Annotated in this window: 11 protein-coding genes; 9 read left to right on the top strand and 2 right to left on the bottom strand. The window is 40.0% G+C overall.

Annotation, left to right across the window (positions count from 1 at the left end; translation table 11 throughout):
- Positions 1 to 7: 7 nt before the first annotated feature.
- A complete protein-coding gene (locus QWZ01_RS19200) occupies positions 8 to 526 on the bottom strand; it encodes a GNAT family N-acetyltransferase (protein ID WP_290326131.1) in 519 nt (172 codons plus the stop codon).
- 89 nt (positions 527 to 615) lie between these two features.
- On the opposite strand from QWZ01_RS19200, the gene QWZ01_RS19195 reads away from it, so the two are divergent.
- The 5 genes from QWZ01_RS19195 (at position 616) to infB (ending at position 8563) form a co-directional block, all read left to right on the top strand.
- Complete coding sequence (locus tag QWZ01_RS19195; RefSeq protein WP_290326129.1) at positions 616 to 2979, top strand: prolyl oligopeptidase family serine peptidase; 2364 nt, start codon at positions 616 to 618, stop codon at positions 2977 to 2979.
- Complete coding sequence (locus QWZ01_RS19190) at positions 2979 to 3620, top strand: hypothetical protein (protein ID WP_290326127.1); 642 nt, start codon at positions 2979 to 2981, stop codon at positions 3618 to 3620. Before QWZ01_RS19195 ends, QWZ01_RS19190 begins: the two co-directional genes overlap by 1 nt.
- Positions 3621 to 3752: 132 nt before the next feature.
- Complete coding sequence (gene rimP / locus QWZ01_RS19185; protein ID WP_290326125.1) at positions 3753 to 4217, top strand: ribosome assembly cofactor RimP; 465 nt, start codon at positions 3753 to 3755, stop codon at positions 4215 to 4217.
- Between the two features lie 3 nt (positions 4218 to 4220).
- The gene (nusA, locus tag QWZ01_RS19180) at positions 4221 to 5456 is read left to right on the top strand and encodes a transcription termination factor NusA (RefSeq protein ID WP_290326123.1); all 1236 of its coding nucleotides are present in this window, start codon (positions 4221 to 4223) and stop codon (positions 5454 to 5456) included.
- A 59-nt stretch (positions 5457 to 5515) separates the two neighbouring features.
- Positions 5516 to 8563: a translation initiation factor IF-2 gene (gene infB / locus QWZ01_RS19175; RefSeq protein WP_290326122.1), complete on the top strand. Its 3048-nt coding sequence runs from the start codon at positions 5516 to 5518 to the stop codon at positions 8561 to 8563.
- Between the two features lie 279 nt (positions 8564 to 8842).
- Here infB and QWZ01_RS19170 read toward each other — a convergent pair whose 3' ends face one another.
- On the bottom strand, positions 8843 to 9457 hold the full coding sequence (locus QWZ01_RS19170) for a hypothetical protein (RefSeq protein WP_290326120.1): 615 nt from the start codon (positions 9455 to 9457) through the stop codon (positions 8843 to 8845).
- A gap of 187 nt (positions 9458 to 9644) precedes the next feature.
- Here QWZ01_RS19170 and QWZ01_RS19165 point away from each other — a divergent pair, with 187 nt between their 5' ends.
- The 4 genes from QWZ01_RS19165 to QWZ01_RS19150 all read left to right on the top strand — a co-directional run bounded on the left by QWZ01_RS19165 (position 9645) and on the right by QWZ01_RS19150 (position 16979).
- Positions 9645 to 10394 carry a hypothetical protein gene (locus tag QWZ01_RS19165; protein ID WP_290326118.1) on the top strand — a complete coding sequence of 250 codons (750 nt, stop codon included), beginning with the start codon at positions 9645 to 9647 and terminating at the stop codon, positions 10392 to 10394.
- Between the two features lie 88 nt (positions 10395 to 10482).
- Complete coding sequence (locus QWZ01_RS19160; protein WP_290326116.1) at positions 10483 to 13263, top strand: TonB-dependent receptor; 2781 nt, start codon at positions 10483 to 10485, stop codon at positions 13261 to 13263.
- Between the two features lie 103 nt (positions 13264 to 13366).
- Positions 13367 to 14539 carry a DUF4249 domain-containing protein gene (locus tag QWZ01_RS19155; protein WP_290326114.1) on the top strand — a complete coding sequence of 391 codons (1173 nt, stop codon included), beginning with the start codon at positions 13367 to 13369 and terminating at the stop codon, positions 14537 to 14539.
- A 124-nt stretch (positions 14540 to 14663) separates the two neighbouring features.
- Entirely contained in the window at positions 14664 to 16979 is a 2316-nt protein-coding gene (locus QWZ01_RS19150; protein ID WP_290326112.1) for an MG2 domain-containing protein, read from the top strand.
- Positions 16980 to 17008 lie beyond the last annotated feature (29 nt).

Below are 17008 nucleotides of genomic sequence, written 5' to 3'. Positions count from 1 at the left end.
CGGTTAATTATTCAGGCCTCAGTATGGCATACATGTGTTTATCCATTACATTGCCGTTTTTGATGATGGCATTGCGCAATATACCTTCTTTAACATAGCCAGCCTTTTCCAGCACCCGCATTGATGCCGTGTTTTGGCTAAACACACCCGCCTGTATGCGTATGATATCTAAATTTTTAAAGGCATAATTGGTAAGGAGTTTAACAGCTTCGGTTATAATACCCTGGCCCCAGTACGGCTCACCAAGCCAGTAACCTATCTCGCCGGCTTTACTATTGGCGTCAATCATGAGGTCAACTGCTATGCCGCCACAAACCTGGCCATCAATAACAATGGCAAAGTTGGTTTGTATTTTTTGATGCTGCATATAAGTAACCCATTTATCGGCATCGTTTATGGTATAAGGATAGGGGAAACGGTCTAACAAATAAGTAGATACCTTAGGATTGTCGGCATGTTTTTGTAGTGACTCCTCGTCGCCATCAAACCATCCCCTCAAAATAAAGCCCGTTCCGTGAAGTTCCATATTGTAACAATAAAACGTTTAAAAATAGCAATGATTGCCGAAACTGCTAAATTGCAAACATATTATTGGCCTTAGCCAACCATTAATTCATGAAAAAACTGTTTACCCTACTGTTTGCCCTTAGTGCCACAGGTACATTTGCCCAAAAACTGGATACACTTACCATCGAAAAGATCATGCGCGATCCTAAATGGATAGGAATATCGCCGTCAAATATCCGGTGGAGTGATAATAGTAAAAAGATCTATTTTAACTGGAACGCGGATCAAAGCGGAGAGGAAGAACTGTACAATATTTCGACCGGGAATACAAAACCTCAAAAGGTAAGTATAGCTGAACAACGCGGTTTAAGTGCCTCTGATGGTGATTGGAATAAGAGCCACACCCAAAAAGTGTACGAAAAAAACGGCGATCTGTTTTTGGCTAATATTAAAACGGGTAATACCATTCAATTAACCAACACAGAACAGTCTGAAACCGCACCCGTTTTGAATTTAGATGGGTCTGAGGTTATCTATAAGCAGAGCAGCAATTTATTTGGTCTGAAACTTAACAGCGGGCAACTTAAACAATTGACCAACTTTGTACACACCGCAAAAAAAAGTGTTGAGGAGTCATTAAATAGCCAGCAATTGTGGCTTAAAAAACAACAGCTTGAGCTTTTTGATATTATTAAAAAAGAAGCAAAGGACGAGAAACTTGACTCAACCAAAGCCGCCGCTTTAGAACCTCAAAAGCTAAAAGAACTGGTGATGGGTAACGATAAGGTAAATGCCCTTGAAATAAGCCCGGATACTAAGTACGTAACCTACAGGCTTACTAAACAAGCTTCTGGAGTAAAGGATGCCATTGTGCCTAATTATGTAACAGCTTCCGGGTTTACGGAGGATATTCCTAACCGGTCAAAAGTAGGTCGGCCGTCATCAACCTCCCAGATGTTTATTTTTGATACGCGCCGCCAATCCGTGTATCCGGTTTTAACCAATGATATTCCGGGCATAAAAGATCTGCCTGATTACCTGAAAGACTACCCCAATGAACTGACTGAAAAGAAAAAGCTAAACACTGACAGGCAGGTAACTGTAGCCGGGCCGTTTTGGAGTGCTGATAGCAAAAACGCGGTTGTGGTAGTCAGCTCGCAGGATAACAAAGACCGGTGGATCATGCGCCTTGACCCGGTAACCGGCAAATTAACTTTGCTTGACCGCCAACGCGATGAAGCCTGGATAGGAGGGCCTGGGATAGACAACTCTGAGGCGGGTAATATAGGTTTTGTTGATGATACACATTTTTATTTCCAGAGCGAGGCCAGCGGCTATTCGCACATTTATTTAGTTGATGTATTAAACGGAGCAAAAAAACAACTCACCAGTGGTAAATGGGAGGTGCAAACGCTGCAGCTATCAAACGATAAAAAAACATTTTACTTTACGGCCAATATTGATCATCCGGGTGTTACCGGTTTTTACAGCATCCCTGTTAGCGGAGGTACACCGGTTAAAATAACAAGTATGAAAGGAGGTAATGAGGTAACGCTATCGCCCGATGAAAAATGGCTGGCTATCCGTTATTCATACTCCAATAAACCCTGGGAGCTTTACATACAGCCCAATAAACCGGGAGCAAAAGCTGTACAGGTAACTCATTCTGTTTCGCCTGAGTTTACGTCATACCCATGGCGCGATCCGGAGATCATCACCTTTAAAAACCGTTATGGTAATGATGTTTATGCACGCCAATATCTGCCTAAAAATGCCGATCCGGCAAAACCCGCGGTTGTTTTTGTGCATGGCGCAGGATATTTGCAGGAGGTAACTTACTCATGGAGCTATTATTTCCGCGAGTATATGTTTAACAATATGCTGGCCGATAATGGTTATACCGTATTGGATATTGATTATACCGCAAGCGCAGGCTATGGCCGCGACTGGCGTACCGGAATTTACCGCCACATGGGAGGTAAAGACCTAACCGATCAGGTAGACGGTGTAAAATACCTGGTTGAAAAGTTTGGTGTAAACCCTAAGCATGTTGGTTTATACGGCGGATCATACGGTGGTTTCATTACCTTAATGGGCATGTTTACTGAACCAAATGTTTTTGCTGCAGGTGGCGCCATCCGCTCGGTAACAGATTGGGCTCATTATAATCATGGTTATACTTCAAATATTTTAAATGAGCCTTTTACAGATGAGCAGGCTTATCGTAAAAGTTCTCCTATATATTTTGCTGGTGGCTTAAAAGGTAACCTGCTGATGCTGCACGGTATGATTGACCAAAACGTGAATTACCAGGACATCATCAGGCTTACCCAAAAACTGATTGAGTTGCATAAAGAGAATTGGGAATTGGCTTCGTACCCGGTAGAAGATCACGGCTTTGAACAACCCAGCAGCTGGACTGATGAGTACAAGCGCATATTTAAACTGTTTGAACAAACACTTAAAAAGTGATGGATGGTTTAAATATAAAACGAATAAACTCACCCGATCTGCGCTACGCTGGATCGCCCTCTCTCCGCCTTTGGCGCAAAGAGGGCTTGCTTAGTGGGAAAGAAATTTTATCACCCGCTTTATGGCGAAGCCAAAGAGAGGGTCGGCAAGCGGAGCGAAGGTGGGGTGAGTCTTCACCTATGTTCAAAAGCCCATTTGTAAAAGAAACTTACCGGGATTTTACTTTTTGGAGCATAGGGATATTTTTATTTTTTTTCTGCACAGGCTGTATCGGTAAATCTCAAGTATCCGTAATTAATGTTAACATGGTTGATAGTAGAAAGGCAGTAAAAATCACCGGCTTAGATAATGCTATTACACAAGAGATCAGTAGAGATTCTGCAGGTGCAGGCTGGCAGGCATTAATACCGGTATACCGAATGCCGGCAGATACCGATTTAAAAAATTATCAGCCGGTGCAGCCCGGAGCATACCATGTTAAAGATAATGCCGTTATTTTTGTACCAGATACACCATTTGCAGCACATCAAAAGTATTTTGTGCGGTATTATAAATTTGATACAGGTACCCAGGTAACTGATTTTGTTACGGGGCGTAACAGGCCGGGTAGTTTACATTATTCTGATTTGGAGTTTAAGTAATAAACTGAGCTGAATTGCTTGAAAATCAAATATAATTATGTATATTTGCACCTGATAAAATAAAAGAGGGGGCAATTAGTCCCCTCTTTTATTTTATCGATTAAAATTATCAATCAAAAATATCGAAGGATAATGAATATTGAAAAAAGGGTAAAAGAGCTGGTTGAAGAGAAGATTGCCGATAAGCCCAATTTGTTTTTAGTAGATGTTAAAATGCACTCGAACGGAAAACTTATTGTGCTGATTGATGGTGATAACGGTGTAGGGATTGATGATTGTGTACAGGTAAGCAGGCATGTTGGCTTCCATCTGGAAGAGGAAAATGTGATTGAAACTGCGTATAATCTGGAAGTATCATCGCCCGGAATTGATTTTCCGCTATCATCGCCAAGGCAATACGCCAAAAATATAGGGCGCAACTTAGGCATTAAAATGGCCGATGGGGCCAAAAGAGAAGGGGTGTTAACAGCTATAACAGAAGATGCTGTTATCATTGAAGAAAAAGTTAAGGAAAAGGGAAAAAAAGCTGAAACTGTTGAAAGCATTATCCCTATTGATCAAATAACAGAAACAAAAGTTTTAATATCATTCAATTAGAAAATGAGCAATATTAATTTAATTGATTCTTTTCAGGAATTTAAAGATTTCAAGAACATTGACCGCCCAACCATGATGAGCGTTCTGGAAGACGTTTTCAGAAGCATGATCAGAAAAAAGTTTGGCACCGACGAAAATTGTGACGTAATTGTTAATACGGATAATGGTGACTTGGAGATATGGCGTACCCGCCAGGTGGTTGAGGATGGCTTTAGCGAGGATGATGACCTGGAAGTGGAACTGGCAGAAGCTAAACTTTTTGACGCCGACCTGGAAGTAGGTGACGAGCAGATAGAGCAGATCACGCTGGAAAGCTTTGGTCGCCGTGCTATTTTAGCGGCCCGCCAAACCCTTGTTTCAAAAATTCTTGAACTGGAGAAAGACGAAATATTTAAAAAATATAAAGACCGTGTTGGTGAAATTGTTACCGGCGAGGTTTACCAGGTTTGGAAAAAAGAAACCTTAGTGCTTGATGATGAGGGTAATGAACTATTACTTCCAAAAACTGAACAGATACCGGCTGATTACTTCAAGAAAGGTGATAGCGTAAAAGCGGTGGTTTACAAGGTGGATATGCTGAACAGCAACCCTAAAATTATCATATCACGTACCGCTCCTGAGTTTTTACAGCGTTTATTTGAGCTGGAAGTACCAGAAATATTTGACGGATTGATCACAATTAAAAAAATTGTGCGTGAGCCGGGCGAAAGAGCAAAGGTGGCCGTTGAATCATACGATGACCGTATTGATCCGGTAGGTGCCTGCGTGGGTATGAAAGGATCACGTATACATGGTATAGTTCGCGAATTAAAGAATGAGAATATCGACGTAATTAACTTTACCAACAATATTCAGTTATATATTCAGCGTGCATTATCACCGGCCAAAATCACATCAATTAAGCTTGATGATGAGAAAAAGACCGCTGCCGTATATTTAAAGCCCGATCAGGTGTCATTGGCTATCGGTCGTGGCGGGCACAATATTAAACTTGCAGGCAAGTTAACCGGCTACGAAATAGATGTTTACCGTGAGGCAGATGAGCATGATGAGGACGTGGATATCGAAGAGTTTTCAGATGAAATTGATAGCTGGATCATCGATGAATTTAAACGAATTGGTTTAGATACGGCTAAGTCGGTACTTGCTTTAACAGTAGGAGAATTGGTAAAACGTACAGATTTGGAAGAAGAAACTGTAAAAGAAGTGTTATCAATATTGAATGCTGAGTTTGAATAAGCATAATAACCAAAATTAAAATCGTATTTTTGCGATAATTAGCAGAGAAAATTTAATAAATGTCAGAAGACAAATCAATAAAATTAATTAAAGCAGTAAAAGAACTCAACATTGGTATGGGTACCATTGTCGATTTTTTGGCTACTAAAGGCTATAAAGTTGATAAGCAACCCATGGCCAAGCTGGATAACGACATGTATACCGCATTGTTGAAGGAGTTTGCTGTGGACAAAAGTATTAAGGAGGAAGCCAAGCAGATCAGTATCGGCAAGATACGAAAAGAAGAACCTGCTCCGCTTCCGGAAAAACCGGTTGATAACCGCCGCTCAAGAGATTTTGAGAACGAAGAGATACTGATCAAGAATGCTGGTCAATATACTTCGCCGCAGGCAGAAAAACCAAAACCGGTTGAACCTGTTGCTCCAGAAAAAACTGAAGATCGTAACGACGTTTTGCCGGGTGTTAAGATAGTTGGTAAAATTGACCTTAATAACTTAAATGCAAAACCGCAGGCACCTGCTGAAAAACCAGCAGAGGTTAAACCTGTTGAAGTTGTTAAGCCAGCCGAAACAGTAGCACCAGAGCCAAAACCGGAGCCTAAAGCAGAAGCACCAAAAGAAACGGTGGTTGAAACGCCAAAAGTGATAGAAGCCCCCAAAGTGGAAATGCCTAAGGCTGAAGAACCGAAACCAGTTGTTGTTGAAGCGCCTAAAGCCGAAGAACCAAAAGCACCGGCTGCTCCGCAAGCTCCTGTTGCTGCACCTGCTCCTGAACCGGTTGCAGAAGAGCAACATACCCAGGAACCTGATGTGATCAGGGCTAAGGCCGAACGTTTGACGGGTCCTAACGTGATTGGTAAGATTCAATTACCGGTTAATGCGCCTAAGCGCAACCCTATTGCATCTTCATCAAACGCAAACAACGCCGATCATAAACGTAAAAGAAAACGTAAAGATAACCAGGGCAATCCTCAGCAAGGCGGACAAGGCGGTGGTGGCAACAATCACCCTCATCATCCACAGCAGCAGGGTGGTACGCATCAGCCTCCGGCGGGTGCAATTAATCCTAACCGCCCTGATTTCAGGAACCGTGGCAATAATCCAAATGCAGGTGGCCCTAACCATGGAGGCGGCAATCGTCCTGATTTCAGGAACCGTAATGCCCCTCAGAATAATACTCCTAAGGAGGAGCCATCAGAAAAAGATATACAAGACCAGATTAAGGCTACTCTTGCCCGCTTAAGTGGTGCAGGTAAATCAGGTAAGTTTGCTCAGAGGGCCAAATTCCGTCGTCAAAAACGTGATGACGTGGCCTCATCGGCAGAAGAACTTGCACTGGAGCAGGAATTACAGTCAAAAGTGTTAAAGGTTACAGAGTTTGTAACTGCAAACGAGCTGGCTTTAATGATGGATGTATCTGTAACGCAGATCATATCTACCTGTATGAGCCTGGGCATGTTTGTATCTATTAACCAAAGGCTTGATGCCGAAACCCTAAGCATTGTTGCTGATGAGTTTGGTTACCAGATTGAGTTTGTAAAACCACAGGATGAGGAAGCTAACCTTGACCAGCCTGATGATCCGGCAGATCTGATACCACGTGCGCCAATTGTAACCATTATGGGTCACGTTGACCACGGTAAAACATCATTGCTTGACTTTATACGTAAAACTAACGTAATAGGCGGCGAGGCCGGTGGTATTACCCAGCACATTGGTGCTTATGAGGTTACTCTGCCAGGTGATAAAGGTAAAATTACATTCCTTGATACTCCGGGTCACGAAGCGTTTACCGCAATGCGTGCAAGGGGTGCACAAGTTACAGATATTGTAATTATAGTAATAGCCGCTGATGATAGCGTGATGCCGCAAACCCGCGAGGCCATAAACCACGCGCAGGCAGCAGGAGCTCCTATCATCTTCGCCTTTAATAAAATTGACAGGCCCGGAGCTAATGCCGATAAGATTCGTGAACAGCTATCAGCTATGAATATCCTGGTTGAAGAATGGGGCGGTAAATATCAAACCCAGGAAATATCAGCTAAAACAGGTTTAAATGTTGACTTGCTTTTAGAAAAAGTATTACTGGAAGCCGAATTGCTTGAACTAAAAGCCAACCCTAAAAAACGTGCTGTAGGTACTGTTATTGAAGCCGCCTTGGATAAAGGCCGTGGTATAGTAACTACCATATTGGTACAGGCCGGCAGATTAAAAGTTGGTGACCCTATACTGGCAGGCTGTTATAGCGGCCGTGTTAAGGCATTAACTAACGAGCGTGGTCAAAGGGTTGAATCTGCAGGGCCATCAACACCGGTACAGGTGTTAGGTATGCAGGGCGCGCCTACAGCGGGTGATAAGTTCAACGCCCTGGAAAGCGAACCTGAAGCACGTGAAATTGCCAACAAGCGTTTACAATTACAACGTGAGCAAGGTTTACGTACTCAGAAACACATTACACTTGATGAAATTGGCCGTCGTTTGGCAGTTGGTAACTTTAAGGAACTTAATATTATTGTTAAGGGTGACGTGGATGGATCTATCGAAGCATTATCTGATTCATTACTTAAATTATCAACCGAGCAGATACAGGTTAACATCATATCTAAAGCAGTTGGTCAGATCTCTGAATCTGATGTATTGCTGGCATCTGCTTCAGATGCGATCATCATCGGTTTCCAGGTTCGTCCGTCAGGAAGTGCCCGTAAACTGGCCGAGGCTGAGCAAATAGATATCAGGTTATACTCTATCATTTACGATGCGATCAATGAGATCAAAGCCGCGATGGAAGGTATGCTTGCGCCAACCTTTGAAGAGAAGATTGTTGCGAACGTTGAGATACGTGAAACCTTCAAGATCAGCAAAGTTGGTACTATTGCAGGTTGTATGGTACTTGATGGTAAAATTAACCGTAACAGCAAAATACGTATAATACGTGATGGTGTGGTAATTTACACTGGTGAACTGGCTTCATTAAAACGCTTTAAAGATGACGTTAAAGAAGTAGCAACAGGTTATGAGTGCGGTTTAAACATCCAGAACTTTAATAACATTGAAGTAGGCGATATAGTTGAAGCTTACGAAAATGTAGAGGTGAAACGTAAGTTGTAATAGCTTTACTAACATCATATCAAATAAAAAAGGCCCTGGATAAGGGCCTTTTTTATTTTACTTTTTATGGTGATGTACAACAGGATGATGATGGCGGTGGTGCACACGATGATAACGATGTGTTTGAGCGTTTGCAGCGGTGCAGGCAAATGTTGCTACTAAGGCAACAGCTATTACTTTTAGAGCTTTCATAAAATAGTTATTTATAAATTATATTATAGTTTGTTATAGTAATAGACTAAACCTTACCGCTCGGGTTTAGTCGGCCGTAATATTTAATTATTCTGTTTTTAACAAGCCAACAACAAGTGCTTTCCATTGTGGGCCGGATAAACCTTTGCGTGCGCCCAGTGCTATTATGGTATTGCGTACACTGTCATACAGCCCGGTATCTTTATTATTAGGAACCTCGTTACGCCCATGTACAGCTGCACTTACGTGATTAAGGTAGCGTTCAACAATAAATGTATTTGTTGAGTTGTGAGTTAAGAAGTGAGCGATAGGAGCATCCGGATTTTCAGGATTCACCACAGGTCTTACGCGCATGGTTATATACTCGCTTTCTGCATTGGCGTCGTCTAATTCATCAATATCCTCAATAATAACCCAATCAAGCCCACGGCCGGCTATTGTTCCTGGCGCTGGTAAATCAATATAAAAATGATCGCCCTTTTCGGCCATGCGGTAAAGTTCGTTTCCCTGAGCATCGGTAAGGGAAAACTTTGAAGATCCCGGCCCGCTCAACTGGTGCCAGTTTGAAACATCTTTTAAACGCTCTTTAGCTAATAAAAATAATTGATGAGCACTTTGCTGTGTGCCGGCATCGGCAAAATGTATCACATCGCTAACTTCTCCTTCGTACTGATCGGGAATATTTTCGTAGGCATTACTCATGATGTTCAATTTAGCTGTTAACAGGTGTAGCAGTAAAATAGTTTTGTTAGCAATAAGCACTTTTTGAAGGGTTCAATATGTATTATTGTAACATAATTAATACATTTCAATTAATTTACGTACAGTCTGTTTTTATTGTTTGATTTTCAGCCAAAGAGATGTAAATTCCATTTTTATAGATCATTTAATGATAAAAAAAATAAACCTACATCTTATTCTAATATCCTTTGTACTCGTGGGTAATTCTGCCTGGGGGCAAACTGAGTATGGTGATACATCTACACAGCAAATTGCATTAAATCATATAAAAGATGTTTATAACACGGCCATAGGTGAGCAATCACGATTATATAACGGACCCGAGTATGATGTATACAATCCGGTGATAAAAGGGAATGCCAACTTCCTGGATAAAGATGACTTTGTATCAGGTTCAGTTATTTATGATGGTATATTTTATAAAGATGTACCAATCATCTATGACATTAACAGAAACCTCGTTGTGGCCCGGTTATACAACAAGTTTTCAAAATATATTCTGCTTAGTGAAAGGTTACAAAGCTTTGATATATTGAATCATCATTTTATTCATGTCAGGGTAGATTCATTAAATACCAATGCAGGAATAAACGATGGATTTTATGATCAGGTTTATAAATCGGGGCTTGAGGTTTTGGCGAAACGATCAAAGTCCATCCTAAGTACCTCCGGCACAATTACACTTGAAACTTATTTTTCAGCTACCAGCCATAGTTTTTATCTGAAAAAAGACAATAATTATTATGGTATCGGTAGTCAAAATGCTTTATTAAACATTTTGAAGGATAAAAAGAAAGAGTTGCTTCAATACATAAAGGCCAATAAAATCAAATTTAAGAAAACTCCGGAGGACGCCATAGTTGCTATAGCTACCCGATACGATGAGTTATCAAAGTAAATATTTGCGCTTTATAATAAGGTAATACGCTGTATTGATTACTCAATGCAATTTTTTGCAGAGTATACAGTAGAAAAATAAATTGCTAATGAAAAAAATCTACTTTTTGAGTTTTTGTTTCCTGATGCTGTGTGGGTTAACCTATGCGCAGCAAAAAATGGAGCTGTTAGTAACGGTAAACTTTCAACAGGCTGGTATAAACCAGGTTGTTACAGAGTTAGAAGCTAAAACCGGCTATCATTTTTATTACAACCCGGCGCAGTTTGATAGCTTAAAGGTTACTATTCAGTTAAATAATAAGCCGCTTGAGGCTGTTTTGGAAATGGCTTTTAAAAATACAAATTTTCATTATGCGATAACCACCGGCCAACAAGTATTTCTTACACGCGGGCGCGAGATTCAAACCAGGCTCGCCGCTGATTTTTTTGGAAAAAAGCCGGGCGACAAAGAATCACCTAATGTAGTTATGAGTGTCCCTACGGCTAATTATACGGATGAAAAAGAAACAAAAGTTCCGGAAGCCACGACTGAAAACAAGCTTTACGAAATAGGGATAAAAACAAATACTATTGAGCCTGGCAAAGCTACGCTGTCTGGTTATGTACGTGAAGGGAAATCAGGCGAATCGGTGGTTGGTGCCAGCATTTACGTTACAAATACTAAAAGCGGTGTGGCTACCGATCAATTTGGATATTTTACCATTGCACTACCAAAAGGCAGGCAGATATTAAGCATCCGCGGTATTGGTATGCGTGATACCCGCAGGCAGATCATCCTGTATTCTGATGGAAAGTTGAATATTGAAATGCAGGAGCAGGTGACCAGTTTAAAGGAGGTAAAAATATCGGCCGAAAAGGTTGCCAACGTGCGTAATGTACAATTAGGGGTTAATCACCTCGATATTAAAAGTATTAAGCAGGTACCCACGGTTTTTGGTGAGGCGGATGTATTGAGGGTGGTACTGACACTTCCTGGTGTACAAACTGTAGGGGAGGCATCAACAGGGTTCAATGTACGCGGAGGTTCGGCAGATCAAAACCTGATATTGCTGAATGATGCTACCATTTATAACCCATCGCACTTTTTTGGTTTTTTCTCTGCATTTAACCCTGACATAGTAAAAGATATTGAGCTATATAAAAGCAGTATCCCGGAAAAATTTGGAGGGCGCTTGTCGTCGGTGCTTGACATAACAGACAGAGAAGGCAACAAAAAGAAGTTTACCGGATCTGCCGGTATTGGATTACTTACCAGCAGGCTTAATGTTGAGGGCCCAATTATTAAAGATAAAACCTCATTTATATTTGGCGGCCGCGTAACTTATTCTGACTGGCTGCTCAAATTGCTTCCTGAAGCATACAAACATAGCCAGGCATCGTTTTATGATTTTAACCTCGATATAAGCCATCAGTTCAACGAAAAAAATAATCTCTACATTACAAGTTACCTGAGTAAGGATAAATTTAAGCTGAACAGTGATACCGCCTACAGTTACAGCAATAAGAACATCAATATCAAATGGAAGCATAACTTTAATGATAAGTTGTTTAGTGTTATTACAACAGGTATAGATCATTATCAATATGATATTGCAAGCTTTGATAATGCAGTGAATGCCTACAAGCTAAACTTTGATATTAACCAAACAAACCTCAAGGCAGATTTTACCTATTATCTTAATCGTAAAAACACAATTAATTTTGGTGTAAGTTCTATTTATTACAAATTGCATCCCGGCAATCTGCAGCCCAACAATGTGAAATCATTAGTAGTACCCGATGCTGTACCTGCACAACAGGCATTAGAAAGCGCTGCTTACGTAGGGGATAAGTATGATATTACTGACGACCTGTCTTTAAGTGCCGGTATCAGGTATTCATTATATAACTATCTCGGGCCTCAAACAGTTTATAATTATGCTCCTAACCTGCCAAAAACGAGCACAAACCTTATTGATAGCACAAGCTATTCAAAAAACAAAGTAATTAAAACATACTCAGGCCCCGAGTTCAGACTTTCGGCCCGATATAATCTGGGTGATAACGCATCTTTAAAAGCCGGATATAATACGCTAAGGCAATATATCCATCTGCTTTCAAATACTACAGCCATAGCCCCAACGGATGTTTGGCAACTTAGCGATCCTAATATTAAACCACAATATGGCGACCAGGTATCTTTAGGAATCTACCGTAACCTAAAATCCAATACTATCGAAACTTCGGTTGAGGTATATTATAAAAGATTGAGAGATTATCTCGATTATCGGAGTGGAGCCAACCTGATACTTAATCATCATATTGAGAATGATGTTTTGGGCACCGATGGTAAAGCTTACGGGATAGAGTTTTTGGTTAAAAAAACAACAGGTAAAGCAAACGGATGGATAAGCTATACTTATTCGCGCACATTTTTAAAACAAGATGATCCTAATGCTGGCGAACTGATCAATGGCGGGGCCTATTATCCGGCAAATTTTGATAAGCCACATGATTTTAATTTCATCGGTAATTACAGGTTTTCGCACAGGTTTAGTATATCCTTAAACGTAACTTATAGTACAGGCAGGCCAATTACCTTGCCTATTGCCAAGTATTATTACGGAGGTTCGGAACGTGTTTACTATTCTGACAGAAACGAATATCGCATACCTGATTATTTCAGATCCGACTTTTCGATGAATATAGAAGGTAATCATAAAGTACACCAGTTAACGCACAACTCGTTTACTATAGGGGTATATAACCTTACCGGGCGGCAAAATGCTTATTCAACTTATTTTACACAACAAGGTGGCGTAATAAACGGATTTAAGCTTTCCATATTTGCTAAACCAATACCATTTATCAATTATAATATTAGGTTTTAATGGTTATGAAATTTAAGGATGATCAATATAGGAATACTTTAATAACACATAAAAATATCACTGGAATCTTAATGATTCCGGGTAGCAAACCAATTTGTTTAACATGATGAAGATTAATAATATAGGATACTTATTGGTCGTGATGATTATTATATCGAGTTGTAAAAAACCATATAATCCACCTGTAGTAAGTAGCGACAATCATTATTTAGTGGTTGAGGGGGTAATAAATAGCGGCAATGATTCAACGATGGTCAGCCTGAGCAGAACGGTTAAATTATCTGAAGGTGTGGGCACACAGGCAGTAAGTAATTTTAGTGTAATTGTTGAAGATGCACAAGGAAATAATTACACCTTAAAATCAGAAGGAAATGGCAAATATGATATTGGCCCAATGAATCTTGACCCTTCAAAAAAATATCGTTTGCATCTTAAAGATCCTGCAGGTAAAGAATATGCTTCAGATTATGTAGAGGTTAGGCAAAACCCATCAATTGATAGTATCGGATTTTCTCCCAAAAATGGCGACCTCCAATTATATGTGAATACGCATAATTCAACAAATAATACGCGTTATTATCGTTGGGATTATTCAGAAGCCTGGAAATTTCAAAGCAAGTATCAGTCAAATTTTATAGTTGATGCTCCTACCAAATCTATAAGACCCAGACGCGAAGGTGAGGATATACATGTATGTTTTGGAAGCGATAATTCAAGTAACATTATTTTAGCATCCTCTGAAAAACTTGCAGAGGATATTATATCCCAAGGACCCATTACAACTATACAAAGTACCTCAGAAAAAATAGGTATAAGGTATACCATATTGTTAAAACAATATGCATTAACCAAGGATGGTTATCAGTTTTGGGAAAGCTTAAGAAAAAATACAGAACAACTGGGTAGTATTTTTGATGCCCAGCCAACACAACTTCAAGGAAATATTCACAATTTAAAAGACCCAGCCGAACCCGTTATAGGTTATATAAGTGTTACAAATGTACAATCCAAAAGAGTTTATATAAATAAAAGTCAATTGCCGAAAGATTGGAATTTGGAGTATCCTTATGACTGCGGGACCTTGGATAGTGCTTATTTTCATAACCCTCTTTCTGGGCTAAATGAAGTTCTGGGCCAGCTTATTAACGGAACCGGAGTACCTGTTAATGCTTTTGGCAACAGTAGTATTGAAGGCTATCTTTATTCATCACCATCCTGTGTGGATTGTACTATAAGAGGTCGAACTAAACAACCTACGTTCTGGACAGATAAATAGTTAACCGTACTACCCGCAATAAAATGATGCAAACAATCATGTTTTGGCTATGAAAAAAATTACACGAGCCGTTAGAATTATAGTCTTATCAGTTTTGACTTTGTTGCAATTGCAAACTGCATGTTTGGCACAGGAAACAAATCAAATAAAAAACAATTTTGATCAAAATCAGAAACTAACACTACAGGAAAAAGTTTTTGTTCATTCAGATAAAAGCGTGTATTTACCCGGAGAAATTATCTGGTTTAAGATTTACTGTGTTGACGCCAGCTTTCACAAGCCACTTAACCTGAGCAAAGTTGTTTATGTGGATGTGCTTGATGGCAATCAGAATGCCGTAATGCAGGCTAAAATTTCAATGAATGATGGTTCGGGTTCCGGATCGTTATATATTCCGGTATCAGTAATTAGTGGAAATTATAAGCTGAGGGCCTACACCAGCTGTATGAAGAACTTTAGCCCCGATTATTATTTTGAGAAACAGATAACCATAGTTAATACGTTTAAATCGCCCGAACCACAAGCCAAAGAACAACTTGCTAACTATGATGTGCAATTTTTTCCTGAAGGAGGAAATTTAGTGGCGGGTATTGCAAGTAAGGTGGCATTTAAAGTAACCAATTTTAAAGGCCAGGGCTTAACTACATATAAAGGCGCTATAATTGATCAGCATAACGATACTGTAGCTCGGTTTGAGCCATTAAAATTTGGTATGGGCAGCTTCGTGTTCACCCCGTTGGCAAACAATGCTTATAAGGCTATTATTAAAGGGGGGAAAGTTACCATAGCGGTAAAAGACCTGCCTGCCACCAACAGTGAGGGTTATGTAATGCAGTTGAAAGACAACGGAGGAGATCAACTGGAAATTGCAATAAAAAGTACTAATAAAATATCGGGAGAAGTATATCTGTTTGCCCATACCAGGCAAATAGTTAAAGTGTCACAGAATGCATATTTAAATTCAGGAGAAGCGCATTTTACCATTGATAAAGCAAAACTGGGCGAAGGCATATCGCACATTACTATTTTTAATGGCGCCAGGCAACCGGTTTGTGAACGGCTATACTTTAAACGCCCCAAACAGCAACTATTTATTGAAGCCTCGGCAGATCAGCCGCAGTATGCTACGCGCAAAAAAGTCAGTATGAATATTGGGGTTAAAAATGCTGCAAGCAGTTATTTACCAGCCAATTTATCTTTATCTGTTTATCGTATTGATTCGCTGCAGCATACAGATGCAGAAGATATTGTTAATTACCTGTGGCTAAAATCTGATTTGCGGGGTAATATTGAATCGCCTGATTATTATTTTAAAAATACTAATGCAGAAACAGATGCAGCTATTGATAATCTGATGCTTTCACAAGGATGGAGACGGTTTCAATGGAATGATGTTCTTAAAAACACAAAGCCTGCATTTAATTTCTTACCAGAGTATAATGACCATCTGATAACCGCTAAGGTGGTTAATGGAGCTACTGGCTTACCTGCTACTGATTTAGTAACCTATTTAAGTGTTCCGGGAAAAAGAGTGCAGTTGTACGCAGCTAAGAGCGATTCTTTGGGGCGACTGGTATTTAATACCAAACAGCTATTTGGTCCGGGTGAAATTATTGTGCAAACAAATTCAGAACGTGATACGGCCTACCGGATAGATGTTTTGAGTCCTTTCTCAGAGCAATACGCTAAACATACCGAATCAAAATTTGATTTAACCTCAGGCATGCGAAATGCCATAGAAGAACACAGTTTAGGTATGCAGGTACAAAATGTATACGCCGGTAATAAAATAAAACAGTTTTATGATCCGGGAGTGGATAGTTCCGGATTTTATGGGAAGCCATATAAAACTTATCTGTTAGATAATTATACACGTTTTACTACCATGGAAGAAGTATTGCGTGAGTATATCAGGGAGGTAAATGTAGTAAGGTCGCAAAAAAGATATCATATAAAAGTGCTCAATGATAATGGATTTTTACAGGGCGACCCATTGGTAATGTTGGATGACGTACCTGTATTTAATATGGACAAGGTGATAGCTATTGATCCTTTAAAAGTCAGAAAACTTGAAGTAATGCGGGAAAGGTATTTTTATGGCCCATCTGTGCAGGAGGGCATATTAAGTTACACCACCTATAAAGGCGACCTTGGCGGAGTTGAAGTAGACCCTCACGCAGTAGTGCTTGATTACGAAGGATTGCAATTGCAAAGAGAGTTTTATTCGCCGGTTTATGATACAGAAGATGCCGTAAAAAGCCGGATCCCTGATTTTAGAAACTTACTGTATTGGCAGCCAAATGTTAATTTAAACATAAGCGGTAAAGGACAACTTTCTTTTTATACCTCCGATGAAAAGGGCAAATACGTAGGTTTGGTACAAGGAATTACCCGAAATGGCGAAGTTGGAAGTCAATATTTCAGCTTTGACGTGAGGTAAATGAAATTTTTGAAAAAAAATTAAAAATA

Source organism: Mucilaginibacter aquaedulcis, assembly GCF_030409325.1.
Taxonomy (GTDB): domain Bacteria; phylum Bacteroidota; class Bacteroidia; order Sphingobacteriales; family Sphingobacteriaceae; genus Mucilaginibacter; species Mucilaginibacter aquaedulcis.
The sequence above is the reverse complement of the archived record's forward strand: the minus strand, read 5'-3'. Positions and strand labels throughout refer to the sequence as shown.